At 45.7% G+C, this 17,812-nt stretch carries 14 protein-coding genes; 2 read left to right on the forward strand and 12 right to left on the reverse strand.

From position 1 onward, the window contains the following. Window positions 1-27: 27 nt before the first annotated feature. The 3 genes from clpX to tig all read right to left on the reverse strand — a co-directional run bounded on the left by clpX (window position 28) and on the right by tig (window position 3,413). Window positions 28-1,311: an ATP-dependent protease ATP-binding subunit ClpX gene (gene clpX / locus EJ063_RS11975; RefSeq protein WP_126574510.1), complete on the reverse strand. Its 1,284-nt coding sequence runs from the start codon at window positions 1,309-1,311 to the stop codon at window positions 28-30. A 65-nt stretch (window positions 1,312-1,376) separates the two neighbouring features. Continuing rightward, entirely contained in the window at window positions 1,377-2,003 is a 627-nt protein-coding gene (gene clpP / locus EJ063_RS11980) for an ATP-dependent Clp endopeptidase proteolytic subunit ClpP (protein ID WP_053438318.1), read from the reverse strand. Between the two features lie 105 nt (window positions 2,004-2,108). Then, window positions 2,109-3,413: a trigger factor gene (gene tig, locus EJ063_RS11985; protein WP_126574511.1), complete on the reverse strand. Its 1,305-nt coding sequence runs from the start codon at window positions 3,411-3,413 to the stop codon at window positions 2,109-2,111. 503 nt (window positions 3,414-3,916) lie between these two features. Here tig and EJ063_RS11990 point away from each other — a divergent pair. Together EJ063_RS11990 and EJ063_RS11995 are read left to right on the forward strand one after the other, a co-directional pair. Further along, entirely contained in the window at window positions 3,917-5,716 is a 1,800-nt protein-coding gene (locus EJ063_RS11990) for a sensor histidine kinase (protein WP_126574512.1), read from the forward strand. Window positions 5,717-5,725: 9 nt separating this feature from the next. Next, a complete protein-coding gene (locus tag EJ063_RS11995; RefSeq protein WP_126574513.1) occupies window positions 5,726-7,066 on the forward strand; it encodes a sigma-54-dependent transcriptional regulator in 1,341 nt (446 codons plus the stop codon). Window positions 7,067-7,228: 162 nt separating this feature from the next. On the opposite strand, the gene EJ063_RS12000 is transcribed toward EJ063_RS11995, so the two are convergent. From EJ063_RS12000 to EJ063_RS12040, 9 genes are all read right to left on the reverse strand, one after another. Then, the gene (locus tag EJ063_RS12000; protein WP_126574514.1) at window positions 7,229-8,590 is read right to left on the reverse strand and encodes a TRAP transporter large permease; all 1,362 of its coding nucleotides are present in this window, start codon (window positions 8,588-8,590) and stop codon (window positions 7,229-7,231) included. Between the two features lie 3 nt (window positions 8,591-8,593). Further along, window positions 8,594-9,280 carry a TRAP transporter small permease gene (locus EJ063_RS12005; RefSeq protein WP_126574515.1) on the reverse strand — a complete coding sequence of 229 codons (687 nt, stop codon included), beginning with the start codon at window positions 9,278-9,280 and terminating at the stop codon, window positions 8,594-8,596. A 98-nt stretch (window positions 9,281-9,378) separates the two neighbouring features. After that, a complete protein-coding gene (locus EJ063_RS12010; RefSeq protein WP_126574516.1) occupies window positions 9,379-10,374 on the reverse strand; it encodes a TRAP transporter substrate-binding protein in 996 nt (331 codons plus the stop codon). A gap of 410 nt (window positions 10,375-10,784) precedes the next feature. Then, window positions 10,785-11,900 carry an ABC transporter ATP-binding protein gene (locus EJ063_RS12015; protein ID WP_126574517.1) on the reverse strand — a complete coding sequence of 372 codons (1,116 nt, stop codon included), beginning with the start codon at window positions 11,898-11,900 and terminating at the stop codon, window positions 10,785-10,787. 5 nt (window positions 11,901-11,905) lie between these two features. Further along, window positions 11,906-12,763, reverse strand: a complete 858-nt coding sequence (locus tag EJ063_RS12020; RefSeq protein WP_126574518.1) for a carbohydrate ABC transporter permease — start codon at window positions 12,761-12,763, stop codon at window positions 11,906-11,908. Next, complete coding sequence (locus tag EJ063_RS12025) at window positions 12,760-13,683, reverse strand: carbohydrate ABC transporter permease (RefSeq protein WP_126574519.1); 924 nt, start codon at window positions 13,681-13,683, stop codon at window positions 12,760-12,762. Before EJ063_RS12025 ends, EJ063_RS12020 begins: the two co-directional genes overlap by 4 nt. 114 nt (window positions 13,684-13,797) lie before the next feature. Beyond that, window positions 13,798-15,045 (reverse strand): ABC transporter substrate-binding protein, encoded by a 1,248-nt coding sequence (locus tag EJ063_RS12030; protein ID WP_126574520.1) that lies wholly within the window; start codon window positions 15,043-15,045, stop codon window positions 13,798-13,800. Between the two features lie 143 nt (window positions 15,046-15,188). Next, window positions 15,189-16,649, reverse strand: a complete 1,461-nt coding sequence (locus EJ063_RS12035) for an ATP-binding protein (protein WP_126574521.1) — start codon at window positions 16,647-16,649, stop codon at window positions 15,189-15,191. Further along, entirely contained in the window at window positions 16,642-17,361 is a 720-nt protein-coding gene (locus tag EJ063_RS12040) for a response regulator (RefSeq protein ID WP_126574522.1), read from the reverse strand. The genes EJ063_RS12035 and EJ063_RS12040 overlap by 8 nt, the downstream gene beginning before the upstream one ends. Window positions 17,362-17,812 lie beyond the last annotated feature (451 nt).

Here is a 17,812-nt window from a genome sequence, read left to right on the forward strand (position 1 = left end):
TACTGATGTCTAATTATGTGAATCTTATTAAGATTCTGCGCCTGCAGCTTGGTTATCTGAGTTGCTGTAAATCAGCAGTGGATCAGATTCACCTTTAATCACTGACTCGTCAATCACAACTTTGCTTACGTCGTCCATTGATGGCAGTTCATACATCGTTTCTAGCAGCACACCTTCAAGAATCGAACGTAGGCCACGAGCACCTGTTTTACGCTCCATCGCTTTCTTAGCGATTGCACGTAGGGCATCTTCGCGGAACTCTAGTTCAGCATCTTCTAGCTCAAATAGAGCTGCGTATTGCTTAGTCAATGCGTTCTTAGGTTCACATAGAATCTGAATCAGCGCATCTTCATCAAGCTCTGTCAGCGTTGTCGTAACAGGTAGACGACCGATGAACTCAGGGATTAGGCCATATTTAACCAAATCTTCTGGTTCAACTTTAGTGAACAGTTCGCCCACTGTCTTGGTTTCGTCTTTAGAGCGCACTTCTGCACCAAAGCCGATACCAGTACCTGTCGCAACACGTTGCTCAATCACTTTATCAAGACCAGCAAATGCGCCACCACAAATAAATAGAATCTTAGAGGTATCTACTTGTAGGAACTCTTGCTGTGGATGCTTACGACCGCCTTGTGGTGGTACTGAAGCAACCGTGCCTTCAATCAGTTTTAGCAGCGCTTGCTGAACACCTTCACCAGATACGTCGCGCGTAATTGATGGGTTTTCAGCTTTACGAGAAATCTTGTCGATTTCATCGATGTACACGATACCACGTTCTGCTTTCGCTACGTCGTAATCACATTTTTGTAGAAGTTTCTGAATGATATTTTCTACATCTTCACCAACGTAACCCGCTTCTGTTAGCGTAGTTGCATCAGCCATTGTGAATGGTACATCTAGGAAACGAGCTAGTGTCTCTGCCAGAAGTGTTTTACCACTACCAGTAGGACCAATGAGAAGAATGTTACTTTTACCAAGTTCAACACCTTCGCTCGTCGTATCTCCATTACGTAAACGCTTATAGTGGTTATAAACGGCTACTGCGAGCACTTTCTTCGCGTAATCTTGGCCAATCACGTAGTCATCAAGGTGTTCACGAATATCTCTTGGCACTGGCAGTGCTTCCGATTGTTTCTTCGGTAGAACATCTTTAATTTCTTCACGGATAATGTCGTTACATAAGTCGACACATTCGTCACAAATATAAACTGACGGACCAGCGATTAGCTTGCGAACTTCGTGCTGGCTTTTGCCGCAGAAAGAGCAATATAGAAGCTTACTGCTACTGCTCTCTTTGCTTTTATCTGTCATTCGCTAACCTCTTAGCCTTTACTCGTATGACTTGAGTGTATATCAATATATGGCAATGTTGCTAGTTATTCACCGCGATGAGTGAGAACTGCATCCACTAGACCATATTCAACTGCCTGATCCGCGGCCATGAAGTTGTCACGATCCGTGTCGCGCTCAATCACTTCTAATGGTTGGCCTGTATGTTCAGCAAGCAGTGTATTTAATTTTTGCTTGATCGTTAGGATCTCTTGCGCGTGGATCTGAATGTCAGACGCTTGGCCTTGGAAACCGCCTAGAGGCTGGTGAATCATCACGCGAGAGTTAGGTAGAACGTAACGTTTACCTGGCGCACCACCCGCTAGAAGGAAGGCACCCATTGAGCACGCTTGACCCATACATACGGTACTTACATTTGGCTTGATGAACTGCATTGTGTCATAGATTGACATGCCCGCTGTTACGCTACCGCCTGGAGAGTTGATGTATAGGAAGATGTCTTTGTCAGGATTTTCAGATTCTAGGAAAAGCAGTTGGGCCACGACAAGGTTTGCCATGTGGTCTTCCACTTGACCTGTTAAGAAAATTACACGCTCTTTCAACAAACGAGAATAAATATCGTAAGAACGTTCACCACGGGAAGTCTGTTCAACCACCATTGGTACTAGTGCGTCCATAATCGATGGCATTGTATTTTTTTCTTGGTAGCTCATATTCTTATGTCCCTAAAATAAATGGCCCGTATGATACATATCATACGGACCATTGTTAGCAGAATAGTTAACGCTAAGTCAACCTTCTCAGCAATTTATTGCTTATTAAGCAGCAGGTTGCTGGTTCATTAGCTCGTTGAAGCTAACGTTCGCTTCAGTCACCTGAGCTTTCGCGATGATTGCATCGATAGCTTGCTCTTCTAGAGCAACGTTGCGCATGTTGTTCATCATTTGCTCGTTCTGCTCGTAGTAAGAAACAACTTCTGTTGGATCTTCGTATGCCGTCGCCATTTCTTCGATAAGTGCTTTCACTTTCTCGTCGTCAGCTTTTAGCTCTTCAGACTTGATTACTTCACCTAGAAGAAGACCAACAACTACGCGACGCTTAGCTTGCTCTTCGAATAGCTCACGTGGAAGCTGAGCTGCAGCTTCTGGGTTGCCACCGAAACGCTGTGCAGCTTGCTGACGTAGAGTACCGATTTCTTGATCGATTAGAGCTGCAGGAACGTCGATGTCGTTTTCTTTAACTAGACCGTCGATTGCTTGCTCTTTGATGCGGTTCTTAACAGCTTGCTTAAGTTCACGCTCCATGTTCTTACGAACTTCTGCTTTAAGAGCGTCAACGCCACCTTCAGCCACACCGAACTTAGAAACGAACTCGTCGCTTAGTTCTGGAAGCTCACGAGCTTCAACTTTGTTTACTTTGATAGCGAATTTAGCCGCTTTACCTTTTAGGTTTTCTGCGTGGTAATCTTCTGGGAAAGTCACGTCGATTTCGAATTCCATACCAGCAGTCTTACCTGCGATACCGTCTTCAAAACCAGGGATCATGCGACCAGCACCCATTTCTAGTGGGAAGTTCTCAGCTTTACCGCCTTCGAACTCTTCACCGTCGATTGAACCAACGAAATCGATAGTAGCGCGAGTGCCTTCACCAGCGGCTGCTTCAACTTCTGTCCAAGTCGCTTGTTGCTTACGTAGAGTTTCGATCATCTCTTCAACGTCAGCGTCTTGAACTTCAGTTGTTGGTTTTTCAACAGTGATGTTCTCTAGACCTTTTAGTTCAACTTCTGGGTAAACTTCGAAAGTTGCGTTGAATACTAGGTCTTGACCTTCTGCAGACTCAACAGGAGCGAAAGTAGGTGCACCTGCTGGGTTGATCTTCTCTTTAACGATCGCTTCGATGAAGTGGCGTTGCATTACTTCACCCATCACGTCTTGACGTACTGCTTTGCCGTACATCTTCGCAACCATTTTTAGAGGCACTTTGCCTTTACGGAAACCATCGAAACGACGGTTTTTTGCGATGTTGCGTAGTTCAGCTGTTACAGCATCTTCGATGTTTGCAGCAGGAACAGTAATGTTTAGACGGCGCTCTAGGCCCTCTAGCGTTTCAACAGTAACTTGCATTATTCATTAACCTCAAAACTGGCTCAGATATCTGAGCTTATGTGCTCTACTCCGAAGACAGAGCCCATCCTTGTTTGTACTCTATGAGTACTCTTCTATAAATCGAGTATCGACAACTGACGAATCAATCATCGGACTAATTAGCGATATCCTTACGAATTGCTTCGTTTAAAAGGTATCTCCGATTAGCCTCAGGATAAAAATTTAGACGCAGCATTCTACCGACCTCATCGGTAGCTGTCGAGTCTAGCCCCACGATCCCTACGGGATTCACCTAAAAACTCACTTAACTGCTAAAAAAAGCGCCAATAACGCTCTCTTTGTTTCCAGAAATGGGGACATTAATGCCTTTTTCAAGAGAAACTAATCTTTTTTTTTGATTAAAGATTAAAACTAGATCTAAGTCCGGTTTTACCCCTCAATTTATTAACCTTATTAAACACATTCATAACAAAACCCTTTACGCTATGGACGTTCGAGACCGGGATAGAAGGCAGTAGAAAATGGCATTTCGCAAAAGTAAGTTCTATTTAGCCATACTCTATCTCGTTGTTGTTTTGGTTGGTTCAAATTGGGTATGGAATGCAAGCCAACACGGACTGTATCAAGCCCACAATGAACAACTCGAACGCTTTGCCGAGTTTATTTCGAGTAAGCTCGATAAATATGCGCACTTACCGCAATTGATCGCCAAGAACAAAGCTCTCATCTCAGCGCTACAGCATCCAACTAACAGTGCACAAATTGAATTGACCAATCGCTACCTTGAACAAGTCAATCAGACCATTCAATCCACCGACACATATCTGCTTGATGAGTTTGGTAATACCATCGCGTCCAGTAACTGGAACCTAGAACGTTCATTCCTCGGCCGTAACTACGCTTGGCGACCGTACTTCTCAGAAGCCATTCAAGGCAAACCAAGCCAATACTTTGCCCTAGGCTCAAGCTCAAAACAGCGCGGTTACTACTTTTCTTACCCTGTTACTTACGCCGCTGAAACCATTGGGGTCATCGTGATCAAAATGGATCTCACGGCGATCGAAGCCAACTGGCAAAACAAGACCAATATTTTCGTCGCCACTGACCCGTACAACGTCATCTTCATGTCAAGCCACGAAAACTGGCTATTCAAAAGCCTAAGCACCTTGTCTGAACATGATCGACAAACCATTATCAACAGTCGCCAATATTTGGATAGACCGATTCGTTCATTTGGCTTTTCTGGTGATCTCGATGCTAAGCATTCACAATTGACTCACCCGACTATTCCCGGATTTGAAAATGATTATTTGATTTCATCTCGCCAACTGAGCAATCACCCTCTGACACTTCGGGTACTCACATCCAAAATCACCTTACTGTGGTCTACGTTAAGCTTTTGGCTTATCACGACATTGATCTTTGTGATTGTCTATCTGTCGATGCAGCTCTCTTTTCAGCGTCAGCTCAAAAAGCGTCAATTCGAACAGCTACAGCTCGAAGCCAAGCAAAAGCTCGAATTTCTCGTTATGGAACGCACTTCAGAGTTACAAGCTGAGATTGGTGAACGAACCAAAGCCGAACATGCCCTGCGCCAAACCCAGAATGAACTGATTCAAGCAGCAAAACTTGCTGTACTCGGTCAAATGTCGGCCAGCATCAGCCATGAATTGAACAACCCTTTAGCGGCCATTCGGAGCTTTGCAGACAATGGTCGCCGCTTTTTAGAGAAAACTCATTATCATCGAGTTGATGAGAACTTGAGCCGAATTTCTGCGTTAACCGACCGGATGGCAAAGATCAGTCATCAGCTCCGCTCTTTTGCCAAGAAAAGCGATAGCAACGAAGTCTCACCGGCAGAACTGGCCCCCATTCTTATTGCCGCGCATGAGCTTCTCGCGCCGCAGTTCAAGTCTCAGTTGGTGAAGATCCAACTCGATATCGAAGATGATTTAGCGCAGGCCAACATCAACCCGATTCAATTGGAACAAGTGCTGATCAACTTGCTGACCAATGCAATACAAGCTTTAGAGCACAGCAGTAATAAACAAGTGAACCTTAGCGCGCACCAAACCCAAGAGCGCGTTGTCATTATGGTGGACGACAATGGCCCCGGCATTCCTTTTGACCTGCAAGCTCAGCTGTTCGAGCCTTTCTATACCACTAAGAAAAATGGACTTGGTCTGGGGCTTTCAATTTCGCACCAAATCGTTCAAGCCATGAAGGGAACGCTAACGGTGAGTGAATCTCCATTAGGTGGCGCACGTTTCACACTATCACTGCCAACAATAGCTCGATCTACAATAACTAAAAGCCAGTAAGGAAAGTCGATGTACGATGTCATTTTTATCGACGACGAGAGCGATATTCGTCTTGCCATTGAACAGAGCTTCGAGCTTGAAGAGATTTCAGCTTGCTTCTTTGCCAATGCTGAAGACGCGCTGATCGCAATTAAAGAACAAGGACTGCCAAAAGTCGTCATCACCGATATTTGTTTACCTGGTTTATCAGGGGAAAATATCTTAGCGAGCATCTCGCACCAAGACCCAGACATTCCGGTGATCTTGATTACAGGTCACGGTGATATATCAATGGCGGTCAATGCACTCAGAAATGGCGCCTATGACTTTATCGAAAAACCGTTTCCGATTGAAAGGCTCATCGACACCACTCGCAGAGCCATCGATAAGCGTTCTTTGACACTTGAAAACCAAGCTCTCAAACGCAGTTTAAAAGCCAGCCAAACTCTTGGGCCTCGTATCATTGGCGATACCCCATCAATTCAAAGCTTGCGTGACACCATCATCCACATCGCAGACACCCATGCCGATATTTTATTGTTTGGTGAAACCGGGACAGGTAAAGAACTGTTTGCTCGTTCTATCCATGAACAGAGCTCCCGTCGAGAAGGTAACTTTGTCGCAATTAACTGTGGTGCAGTGGCAGAGAACCTGATTGAGAGTGAACTTTATGGCCATGAAAAAGGCGCATTCACAGGCGCTGATAGCACCCGCATCGGTAAGCTAGAACATGCGCAAGGTGGCACCCTATTCCTAGATGAAATCGAATCCATGCCGATGCAAGCGCAAATTCGCTTGCTGCGCGTACTGCAAGAACGAGTAATTGAACGTGTGGGCTCGAATGAATTGATCCCTATTGATATCCGAGTCATCGCAGCGACTAAGGTCGATTTAAAAGTGGCGGCCTCTGAAGGGGTATTCCGTGAAGATCTCTACTATCGCCTTAATGTCGTCACGCTCGATTTACCGCCTCTCAGGCAAAGAAAGGAAGACATTCCTACCCTATTTCACCATTTCTTATTGGTGGCCGCCTCTCGCTACGGTAAGTCAGCCCCGGCAATTGAAGCACAGCAAATCCACCAGCTGATGGCACACGATTGGCCCGGCAATGTTCGCGAATTACGTAATGCGGCAGAGCGATTTGTGTTACTGGGGCAGCTGTCTCAACTTGATAAGTCGGCACAAGATAGCCAAGACGTCGGCTTAGCCCAACAAGTCGCTGAGTTCGAAAAAAGCATGATTGAACAAGCCTTGAATCAATATTGCGGCCGAATTAAAGAGACAATGGAGTATCTCCAGCTACCGAGAAAAACCCTTTACGACAAAATGCAGAAACACGGTTTAGATAAAAATAACTACAAAGGTGAATAACTCGTTCACGTTTTGTTCATCAGGGCTTGGGTATAGTCACTTCATCAACGGAACTGATACCTAGGGAGTTTCCTAATTGACTCCCCCTTGCCCATAAATAGAAAGCCCCGGACGACTGCCTGTCCGGGGCTTTTTTTATCTAACCATTGAGTCTAGCCATCACTACTTAGTGATGATTTCTGGTCCCATTAATGTTGTTGGTAACCAAGTCGATACCCATGGCACGTACGTCACGATAATGAGGAAGAGGAACATCACGGCTACCCATGGTAGGGCCGCTTTGACCACTTGCATCATTGACATCTTCGCGACACCGGCGGTGACAAACAAGTTGAGACCAACTGGCGGGGTTATCATGCCTATCTCCATGTTCACTACCATCATGATGCCAAGGTGAATTGGGTCGATACCAAGTGCAATCGCAATTGGGAATACGAGCGGTGCAACGATGATCAATAGACCTGACGGCTCCATGAACTGACCACCAATCAGAAGCAATACGTTCACCACAATCAAGAACGTAATTGGACCAAGACCGGCTGAAAGCATCGACTCTGTGATCATTTGCGGAATACGCTCTTCAGTGAGCACGTGCTTTAAGATCAGAGCATTGGCGATAATGAACAACAGCATGATGGTCAGCTTGCCCGCTTCATACAGTGTATGTTTGGTATCTTTATGCACGAACGCTTGAACGATCTTCACCAAGGCGGGTTTCTTGTTCTCTTTGTCAGCGAATGGCCCCATGTCTTTGTAGATAAAATTCGCGATTAAGAATGAGTAAACCGCCGCTACCGCCGCCGCTTCTGTTGGGGTAAAGACACCGCCATAGATACCACCGAGGATGATCACGACTAGCAATAAGCCCCAACTTGCATCTTTCGCCGCTGCGAACATTTCGCCCCAACCAACAAAGGGTTGCTTTGGTAGATTCTTAATACGAGCAGCAATATAGATGGCGATCATCAGCATCACACCCGCAAGCAGACCTGGGATTACACCACCAAGGAACATACGACCAACAGACACATCCGTTGCCGCCGCATACACCACCATAACGATCGATGGTGGAATCAAAATACCCAGCGTACCAGCATTACAAATCACGCCTGCAGCAAACTCTTTCGAGTAACCATTTTTGATCATACCAGCGATAACTATACTACCGATTGCGACTACGGTTGCCGGAGATGAACCTGACAATGCCGCAAACATCATACACGCCACGACCGATGCCATCGCTAGACCGCCTCTAAACCAGCCAACCATGGCAATGGCAAAGCGGATAATGCGTTTGGCTACGCCGCCGGTCGACATAAAGCTTGAAGCGAGAATGAAGAATGGAATTGCCAGTAATGTGTAGTGACCAGCAAAGGCATTAAACAGGGTTTGAGCCACCGAGGCTAATGACGCATCAGAATGCATCATCAAAAAGACCATACTCGATAGACCAAGCGAGACGGCAATTGGCACGCCCACCAGCATGAAGCCTATCACCATGACGAATAAAAATAGGATTTCCATGGCTTAGCGCTCCTTGCTCTTATCGTTGTTGTCTGAACTTGTTGGGACCTTCGGCTCCATCGCGTCACCCGCATCTTTCAGTTCTTCTTTTAGAGCTTCTAGCTCTTCTTCCGCTTCATGCCCCGCAATTAAGCGGTCTAACTTGCCAGAGATGATTTGTAGAGTGATTTGAGCAAAGCGGAACGTTAGCAACGCCATACCAATCGGCAGTGCCATGTAAGGAATAAAACGCGGCATTTTTTCATAGCGTTCACCTTCATTGAGCCAATCGGCTAAGAACTGGAGCATTTCAGGCATTGGGATATCATCGGTTTCATACCAGGCACGATCAGTCGCAAATGGATACCAATAGTTCCAAGAGCCAATCAGCAACATTATCGAGAAAGCCAAACAACATGCAGCCGCAATCAGCGCATACACTTTACGTAGCTGCTCTGGGGCAAGGTTGATGATGACATCGACACCAATGTGGAAATGTTTTTTGACCCCATAAGAGGCGCCCACTAACACCATCCAGGCGAACATGAATACCGTGAGCTCTAGCGCCCACAAAATGTTGTCGTTAAACACGTATCGAAAAATGACATTGGCAAAAGTGAGCAAGGTCATTGCTCCTAAAAAGAACGCTATGAGGGTTTCCTCAATCGCATCCGTCACCTTCCCAATTCTGGCAAAAATTGACTGTTCCATAAGCTACTTCACTATATCGCAGGTAAAGAAAGGCCCTCTTCCCGATATGCCTGTTAGTCAGGCATTAAGAGGGCCAAAAGTTTAGGGGGAGATTATTATTATTTGTTTGACGCTAGCGCCGCTTCAATCAGATCAGTACCGATATCTTTTTCAAACTGCTTCCAAACAGGTTGAAGCGCGGTAACCCATTGCTGGCGCTGCTCTGGAGTCAGCGTACGAACTTCACCACCGGCTTCGATGACATTGTTCTTGTTCGCGAGATTCACTCGAGAAGACTCAGCATTACGTGTTTCCGTTACTTCTTGAATGATTTTTGCTAACTGGTTGCGCTGATCATCGGGTAGGCCTTTCCAGAAATCTTTTGACGTCACCACTAGGTAATCAAGGATGCCGTGGTTGGTCTCAGTAATGCCGTCCTGCACTTCAAAGAACTTCTTACCGTAGATGTTTGACCACGTGTTTTCTTGGCCGTCGATAACCTTAGTTTGTAGACCGCCATACACTTCTTTGAATGACATTTTCTGTGGGTTTGCGCCTAACTGTTCAAACTGAGCTACCAGTACGTCAGAGGCTTGAACACGGAACTTCAGACCTTGCGCATCTTCAGGCGTCAGCAGTGGTTTGTTCGCCGACATCTGTTTCATACCATTGTGCCAAAATGCCAGACCTTGCAGGCCACGACGACGCATTGCGTTTTTCAGCTTTTCACCCGACTCTGAGTTTTGGAAACGATCCACCGCTTCAACATCTTCAAATAGGAAGGGTAAATCGAAAATACGGTACTTCTTCGTGAACTTTTCAAACTTAGAAAGAGAAGGGGCAGCAAGTTGCACGTCACCGTTGAGCAGTGCTTCCAGCACTTTGTTGTCATCATAAAGCGTCGAGTTTGGGAAAACCTGCATACACATTTTTCCGTCCATTTCTTCGTTAACGCGCTTTTCGAGTAATGAAGCCGCAATACCTTTTGGGTGTTTGTCTGTATTCGTTACGTGACTGAACTTAATCACCGTTTCACCTGGATCACAGTTAGCAGCAGCATTAAAGCTCGTGACAGCAAGAATTGAAGCAGACAGTAGGGTCAATGGCTTAAACATTATTATTCTCCTTGTTAAATGAACAACCCCATCAATGGGTGTTGATACATAATTAAGGGCAATAACTGAGCCAAGTAATTAGAAGATTAATTTGACATACAATTCAACAACTTAACTTAAAAAAGATAGACAAGGTGTATCAACTTCAAATTTATCAACAAGGAATTGGGGGGATTTTCACCCATTGAAGACTCCCGAATGGGTGATATTTCACCAATGAATGTTTACTTCGATGAAAAACAAATGGCAGCTATAAATAGCTGCCATTTTCGTTACAAGAGATGAGGTGAGCAATAAGGAGACATGACTGCCCACCTCTACTCACAATGCATGACACTCGCTTCATGCTATGTTTATAAGCTTAGTCAATAATGCATAAATTACTAACAAACATATCAATAAAAATAATATTAATGAAAATCGATACGCTGCTCGCTGCTTGCATCGAAGAACACCGCTTTCGATAAATCAAAATGAAGAGGCGCCACTTGCCCAGCAGTCACATCAAATTCTGGCGACAAGCGACACGCGACTTCTTGCTCATTGACTTTAATCATCGCAATCGTATCTGGCCCTGTCGGTTCCAGCACTTCCAGCGTCAGATCCAACTTAGTGGTCGCCGTGGACTCTGCGTTCTCACTGTCTGTGATGTGTTCCGGACGAAGACCAATCACCACCTCTTTGCCATCTTGCTCTCGCATCGACGGTGGCAGATTAATGTGGTGTTCTTGACCATTGCTACCCTTAACCTTGATCACTGGCTTATCTTGCTCATTCAGATCGACCATGGTTTTAATGAAGTTCATCGATGGTGAGCCCATAAAGCCGGCCACAAACATATTATTCGGCTTGTTGTAGATCTCTTGTGGTGTACCAAGCTGCTGCAGCTCGCCATCTTTCATCACGGCAATTCGATCGGCAAGTGTCATTGCTTCGATTTGATCGTGCGTCACGTAAACAATGGTCGTGTTCAGTTGCTGGTGCAGGCGTTTAATTTGATGACGCATTTCAACGCGCAGCTTCGCATCTAGGTTCGATAATGGTTCATCAAACAGATAGAGTTTTGGTCTGCGGGCAAGTGCGCGTCCCATTGCCACACGTTGACGCTGACCGCCCGATAACTGCGATGGTTTTCGGTCTAGCAGGTGATCAATCTGCAGCATCTCTGCGACTCTATTTACCTCTGCATCAATCTCTTCTTTGGGCATTTTACGAATCTTCAAACCAAACTCGATGTTACCGCGTACCGTCATATTTGGATACAGCGCGTAAGACTGAAACACCATCGCAATGTCACGATCTTTTGGTTCAACCACAGACACATCATTACCGTCAATCACGATTTCGCCCGAGCTGATATTCTCTAACCCTGCAATGGTGTTCATTAGGGTTGATTTACCACACCCTGACGGCCCAACAAGGATAAGGAACTCGCCTGAATCAATGCTGATGTCTATCCCTTTGAGTGTTTCTTGATCCGCTTTCGGGTAGGTTTTACGGATTTGTTTTAGTTCTAGAGTTGCCATGATAATTATCCTTTTACCGAACCTGCGGTTAAACCACGAACAAAGTATTTTCCTGCTAAGACATAGACGAGAAGTGTTGGTAAGGCGGCAATAATTGCGGCGGCCATATCCACGTTATATTCCTTCACGCCAGTGCTGGTGTTGACCAAGTTATTCAGCGCAACCGTAATTGGCTGAGTTTCTGAGCCCGAGTAAACCACCCCAAATAAGAAGTCATTCCAAATCGCTGTGAACTGCCAAATAACGGTCACCATGATGATTGGCGTAGAGATCGGCAATAGGATTTTGAAGAAGATGGTAAAAAAGCCCGCTCCATCCAATTTAGCCGCTTTGACTAACTCATCAGGAATGCTGATATAGAAGTTTCTAAAGAACAGCGTCGTAAACGCCATGCCGTAGATAACATGCACAATTACAAGACCTGCGGTGGTGTTCGCTAAGCCTAGTTTGCCAAGTACCGTTGCCATTGGCAGAAGGACAACTTGGAACGGAATAAAGCAACCAAACAGCAACAAGCTGAAAAATAGGTTAGAGCCTCTAAACTGCCATTTGGTCACAACGTAACCATTAAATGCGCCAAGCAAGGTAGAGATCGCCACGGCAGGAATCACCATCTGGAAAGAGTTCCAAAAGTAGCCTTTTACCCCTTCACACTTTACGCCGGTACACGCGCTGTCCCACGCTTTAAACCATGCATCAAACACCCACTCGGTTGGCAAGCTCATTAAGTTACCCGCTTTGATATCAGGCAGCGTTTTGAACGAGGTAATCACCATCACAAACAGCGGCATTAGGTAAACAACACAAAAAAACGCCAACAATGAGTAGATAAACAATCGAGAGAAATTGATACTCTGCATCATGATTTTTTCTCCCTAAGTTCCGAATACAGATAAGGTACGAGAATCGCTAAGATACCTGCTAGCATCATCATGGCACTGGCTGCGCCAAGGCCAATCTGACCACGAGTAAACGAGTGTGCGTACATGAACAATGCAGGAAGATCAGAAGAGTAACCCGGGCCACCCGCCGTCATTGCCGTCACTAAGTCAAAGCTCTTAATCGCGATGTGTGAAGTGATGATGACTGCGCTAAAAAATACCGGTCTCAGGCAAGGCATAATGATGCGCCCATAAATAGTTGGCAGGTTAGCGCCATCAATCTGCGCCGCTTTAATGATCGAAGAATCAATGCCACGCAGGCCAGCTAAAAACATCGCCATCACAAATCCTGACGACTGCCATACCGCCGCGATCACTAAGGTATACACCGCCATATCCGAATCAACGAGCCAATTGAATTTAAAGTCGGTAAAGCCCCAGTCTTGCATGAGCTTCTCGATGCCAAGCCCAGGGTTGAGAATCCATTTCCAAGCCGTACCGGTAACGATGAACGACAGTGCCATCGGGTAAAGATAGATAGTACGAATGGCCCCTTCTTGGCGGATGTTCTGATCCAACAAGATAGCGAGACCAACACCAAGGCCAATGGCCACCAGCATAAACAGCAGACCAAAAATCCCTAAGTTAGTAATGGAAGTAACCCAACGATCGTTCTCCATCAGCTTTTCATATTGAACGAAACCGACAAAATTAAATCTGGGTAAAAAACGAGAGTTGGTCATTGAAAGCGCCGCTGTCCAGAAGATGTAGCCATAAATACAGACCACAGTCACCAAGACAGTCGGTGCCAATACGATTTTCGGTAGCCAGTGCTGAAGTCGGTCTGCCCAATTAGGCTTTATGGTTGACTTCTTCTCATACCGATTCACAACATGCTCCATAACGAATCCTTACGTCATAAATACCCAAACAAGGTCCAGTTTGGATAAAGGAAGGGCGAACAGGCTCCCCACAAGCCTGAACGCCCTTTGGGGGTTTGGAGAAACGAATGACAGTTAGATGGCTGCTTTTACTGCTTTCGCTAGTTTTTGCGCCGCTTGCTGAGGATCAGCATCTGCATCGTTGAAGAAGTTGGTTACGACATCATAGATTGCGCCTTGAGCATAACTGGTTGTCGATAGGCCGTGTGCCATACTCGGTACTAGGTCGCCCGATTTTGCACTCGCTTTAAAAGTCGCCATTGAATCAAGCGCACATTGGTCAAATTTCGCCATGTCCATATCTAGACGAACTGGGATCGAACCTTTGTTTAGGTTGAACACTTCTTGGAAGTCTTTAGTCAGGATGGTGCGAGCTAAGTCTTGCTGCGCTTTCTGATTGCCTTTGTCACTGAGCTCAAAGAACGCAAAACTATCAATGTTGAATGTGAATTGGCCGTTAGTACCCGGCGCTGGTGCACAGATGTAGTCTTTACCCGGTACTTTGCCTGCCGCAGTAAATTCGCCTTTTGCCCAGTCACCCATGATTTGCATTGCCGCTTCGCCGTTGATAACCATTGAGGTTGCAACGTTCCAATCACGGCCTGGCGAGTTCGCATCAATGTAGTCACGGATTTTTTGGAACTTAGTGAACACTTCAACCATCTTGTCGCCAGATAGCGTATCCATGTCTAGCTCTACAAACGCTTTGTTGTAGTCTTCACTGCCAAGTACGTCTAGCGCTACCGCTTCAAATACCGTGGCATCCTGCCAAGGTTGACCACCGTGTGCTAAAGGCACATAACCTGCGGCTTTGATTTTCTCTGCAGCAACGAAGAACTCATCCAAGGTGGTTGGTAGCTCAACACCCGACTTCTCGAGCACTGCTGGGTTAGCCCAAATCCAGTTAACACGGTGAACATTGACCGGCACAGCCACATACTCGCCATCAAACTTCATCACGTCAGTAACAACAGACGGTAGGATTTGATCCCAGTTTTCTTGTTTACCTGTGCTTTCCAATGATGTTAAGAAACCAAGACCACCCCACTCTTGAATGTCGTGACCTTTAATTTGAGCCGCTGACGGTGGGTTGCCTGATACCGCGCGTGTTTTTAGTACCGTCATTGCTGATTCACCGCCACCACCAGCTACTGCGAAATCTTTCCAAGTGTGGTTTTGCTTCTCGAGCATCTCTTTCAGTACCGCGGCTGATTTCGCTTCGCCACCCGCTGTCCACCAGTGAAGGACTTCCACTTCGCCCGCATTGGCAAAGTTAGCAGCAGAAAGAAGAGATAAAGTAAGTAGGGTTTTATTAAGTTTCATTATTATCTTCCATGTATTGGATTAGACATTCAGGCCAACCGCTTAATGACCCCAAGCATTCTTGCTTGTTCATAATGGAGTCTATCCAAATAGAATTTTTTGATTGAAACAAACCGTAAAGACAATGTAACAACGATGTTACATTAGACTTCTAAGCTAGGTGGAACAAAGACTTGGGCACGAAGCCCTTTAGTAGGTAAGTTGTCAATAATGAGATCTCCACCATGCCCATGGAGAATGTTTCGGCAGATCCCCAACCCTAATCCATGCCCTGCGTCATCGTTTGCTAGCCGATAATAGGGTTCAAAAACCGCTTCGAGTTTATCTTCTGGTATGCCTGGACCTTGATCGGTGATGACAATTTGAATCCATTCCTCACTCATCGATACAGCAATCTCTGCCCTGTCTCCATACTTAACGGCATTATCAACCAGATTACTCAGCACCCGCTTCATCGCTAATGGCTTAGCAACAATCGGTTCCATCGAAAAAGGAATAAAACTTACTACAATGCGGCTCTGATTCAGCGGTTCAACAATAGACTCAATCAACTCACTCAAATCGATATAGGCGTTGTTCTCGTGCAGGTCGGTGTCACGCACACATTGCAGTGCCCCTTTAACCATCATCTCTAGCTCATCGAGATCACGATTAAACTTCTCTCGTTTCGTATCGCTTTCAAGCAACTCTGCCCTAAGCCTTAGTCGCGTTATGGGTGTTTTTAAGTCATGAGAAATGGCAGAAAACAAATGCTCCCTGTCGGCCACGTAACGACGAATGCGCTGTTGCATTCGATTGAATGCACGGGTTGCTGTGACGAGCTCACTCGCCCCCTCTTCTTTAAGCGGCGCTTGGTCGATGTCCATGCTCATTTCATTAGCGGCTTTGGCTAATCGTTTGAGTGGCTTTACTTGCCTTCGAACTAGCAGATAGGTCAGCACAAGCAAAATCGTAGTCGAAAGGACCAAAAAGAGAATCTGCTCTCGTCCAATCAGGGTATCGTCCAACGTAACATAAGGTGCAGGCAGTAATGCGGCGATGTATAACCACTCGTGTGTGGCCAACTCGATTTGAACGACCAATATGGGCGGGTCTATCGGGTTTAACGTTAGCGTATGATGAGCCCATGATTTCGGAAGATCGTGCAAATAGATGTCATTTTTAAGCAAACGCAAGTTATCAGGATGAGAGAAATCAACCGAGATGGACTCAACTTTGGTGAGCTTGCTGGACAAGACCTTTTCTATCGAATCGATGGAGGCGAGTTTGAGAGGCGTATCGTCAATCGGCTCAACGATCAGCTGCTCTTTATTGAAAGAAACAAAAAAACGCGTCCCCCCCATATTACGAATTTGGTCGAGAACAATATGGCGGTATTTGACTGGCAATGACTGGAAGAAATTAACGGTAGAAGCGAACATATTCGCCATGCTTTCAGACGCATCCCGAATACCCGCAAGCTCTTTGTGCTTAGACTCGGTATACCAGATAGAGGTTGCTACGCCCTGAGCAAGTACAACAGCAAGCAAAGTCAGCCCTAAGGTTCGCCCGACCAACGAGTTAGGTTTAAACTTCGAGAACCATCGCCATATCGGGTTACTCATAGCTCACCGGTACAGCAAGCAAATAGCCGTTACCTCGCATGGTTTTGATGTAGTGAGGGAAACGTGCACTGTCACCCAAGCGTTGACGAAGACGACTCAATTGCACATCTATGCCTCGCTCAAATGGCAATGATTCACGTCCACGAGTCGCAAAAGAAATGGTATCTCTATCGAGTACCTCGTTAGGTCGTTTGAGAAACAACATTAGCAACGCAAAATCACTGCCTGAAAGATCATGAGTTTGGAGGTTTTCCAAATGGGTAATTCGATGGGCGAGCGGATCCAACTGCCAATCACCAAATACGATCGATTTTGCGTTTGCACTGGCAGGCAATTCTTCCGGCTTCGAGACTCGGCGTAACACCGCTTTAATGCGAGCGTTCAAATGGCGTGGGTTAAAAGGTTTGGCTATGTAGTCATCTGCACCAATCTCTAAGCCGATGATCTGGTCTGTATCATCGGAAACCGCAGTGAGCATAATGATAGGGACAGACGATTGACGGCGAACTTGCTGACACAGGGTAAAGCCATCATCACCGGGGAGCATCACATCAAGCAGAATAAGATCCGGATAGCCATTTTGCTCGATATCGAGCTTCATCGCTTCACCATCATTCACCGCACTCACCTGATAGCCCTGCTTGGTTAGATACTCTTCTAACAACTCACAAATCTCTTGATCGTCATCGACAACGAGAACCTTAGCCGACATATCGCTACTACCTATTGCTGCGTACATTTATAAAAGGAGTGTAATCACTTCTTTCACCGCTATTGATCAATCATTGCGTAGAATTTGAGGTTGTTGCGGATATCTGTCACATCTTATTAACAGTGCGTTTTTTCTTACCTAGCTCTCAGAGCTCTAAGAAAGAAAAACAATAAAAGAAGGCACAAAGTGGGGGGAAAGTAGCAAGCCTGTTTACCACAGTAGATAGCAGAGACAGGCTATGCGTTACCAAAGTGGAGTATTACAGGGCAATAAACACACCAATGACAGTCGCTAATGAAAATAGACAAGTGCGGCTGATAACGCCAAAGTTTGAAGGTTGAATCATTTCTTGATGCTGCATAGACAAATCTCCTTTTGTTTCATCGTCATTACAATATGATGAAATTTCAGAATATTCTCAACGCATAACCGTGTTAATTTTTTATGACAG

The sequence above is a fragment of the Vibrio aquaticus genome, from assembly GCF_003970385.1.
In the GTDB taxonomy this organism is placed as follows: Bacteria; Pseudomonadota; Gammaproteobacteria; order Enterobacterales; family Vibrionaceae; genus Vibrio; species Vibrio aquaticus.

What these genes read in the sequence shown, in the direction of transcription:
- EJ063_RS12035 (WP_126574521.1), bottom strand. Translation starts at nt 16,649, where the DNA reads ATGAGTAACCCGATATGGCGATGGTTCTCGAAGTTTAAACCTAACTCG.
- EJ063_RS12010 (WP_126574516.1), bottom strand. Translation starts at nt 10,374, where the DNA reads ATGTTTAAGCCATTGACCCTACTGTCTGCTTCAATTCTTGCTGTCACG.
- EJ063_RS12040 (WP_126574522.1), bottom strand. Translation starts at nt 17,361, where the DNA reads ATGTCGGCTAAGGTTCTCGTTGTCGATGACGATCAAGAGATTTGTGAG.
- clpX (WP_126574510.1), bottom strand. Translation starts at nt 1,311, where the DNA reads ATGACAGATAAAAGCAAAGAGAGCAGTAGCAGTAAGCTTCTATATTGC.
- EJ063_RS12015 (WP_126574517.1), bottom strand. Translation starts at nt 11,900, where the DNA reads ATGGCAACTCTAGAACTAAAACAAATCCGTAAAACCTACCCGAAAGCG.
- EJ063_RS12000 (WP_126574514.1), bottom strand. Translation starts at nt 8,590, where the DNA reads ATGGAAATCCTATTTTTATTCGTCATGGTGATAGGCTTCATGCTGGTG.
- tig (WP_126574511.1), bottom strand. Translation starts at nt 3,413, where the DNA reads ATGCAAGTTACTGTTGAAACGCTAGAGGGCCTAGAGCGCCGTCTAAAC.
- EJ063_RS12030 (WP_126574520.1), bottom strand. Translation starts at nt 15,045, where the DNA reads ATGAAACTTAATAAAACCCTACTTACTTTATCTCTTCTTTCTGCTGCT.
- EJ063_RS11990 (WP_126574512.1), top strand. Translation starts at nt 3,917, where the DNA reads ATGGCATTTCGCAAAAGTAAGTTCTATTTAGCCATACTCTATCTCGTT.
- EJ063_RS12005 (WP_126574515.1), bottom strand. Translation starts at nt 9,280, where the DNA reads ATGGAACAGTCAATTTTTGCCAGAATTGGGAAGGTGACGGATGCGATT.
- EJ063_RS12025 (WP_126574519.1), bottom strand. Translation starts at nt 13,683, where the DNA reads ATGGAGCATGTTGTGAATCGGTATGAGAAGAAGTCAACCATAAAGCCT.
- EJ063_RS11995 (WP_126574513.1), top strand. Translation starts at nt 5,726, where the DNA reads ATGTACGATGTCATTTTTATCGACGACGAGAGCGATATTCGTCTTGCC.
- EJ063_RS12020 (WP_126574518.1), bottom strand. Translation starts at nt 12,763, where the DNA reads ATGATGCAGAGTATCAATTTCTCTCGATTGTTTATCTACTCATTGTTG.
- clpP (WP_053438318.1), bottom strand. Translation starts at nt 2,003, where the DNA reads ATGAGCTACCAAGAAAAAAATACAATGCCATCGATTATGGACGCACTA.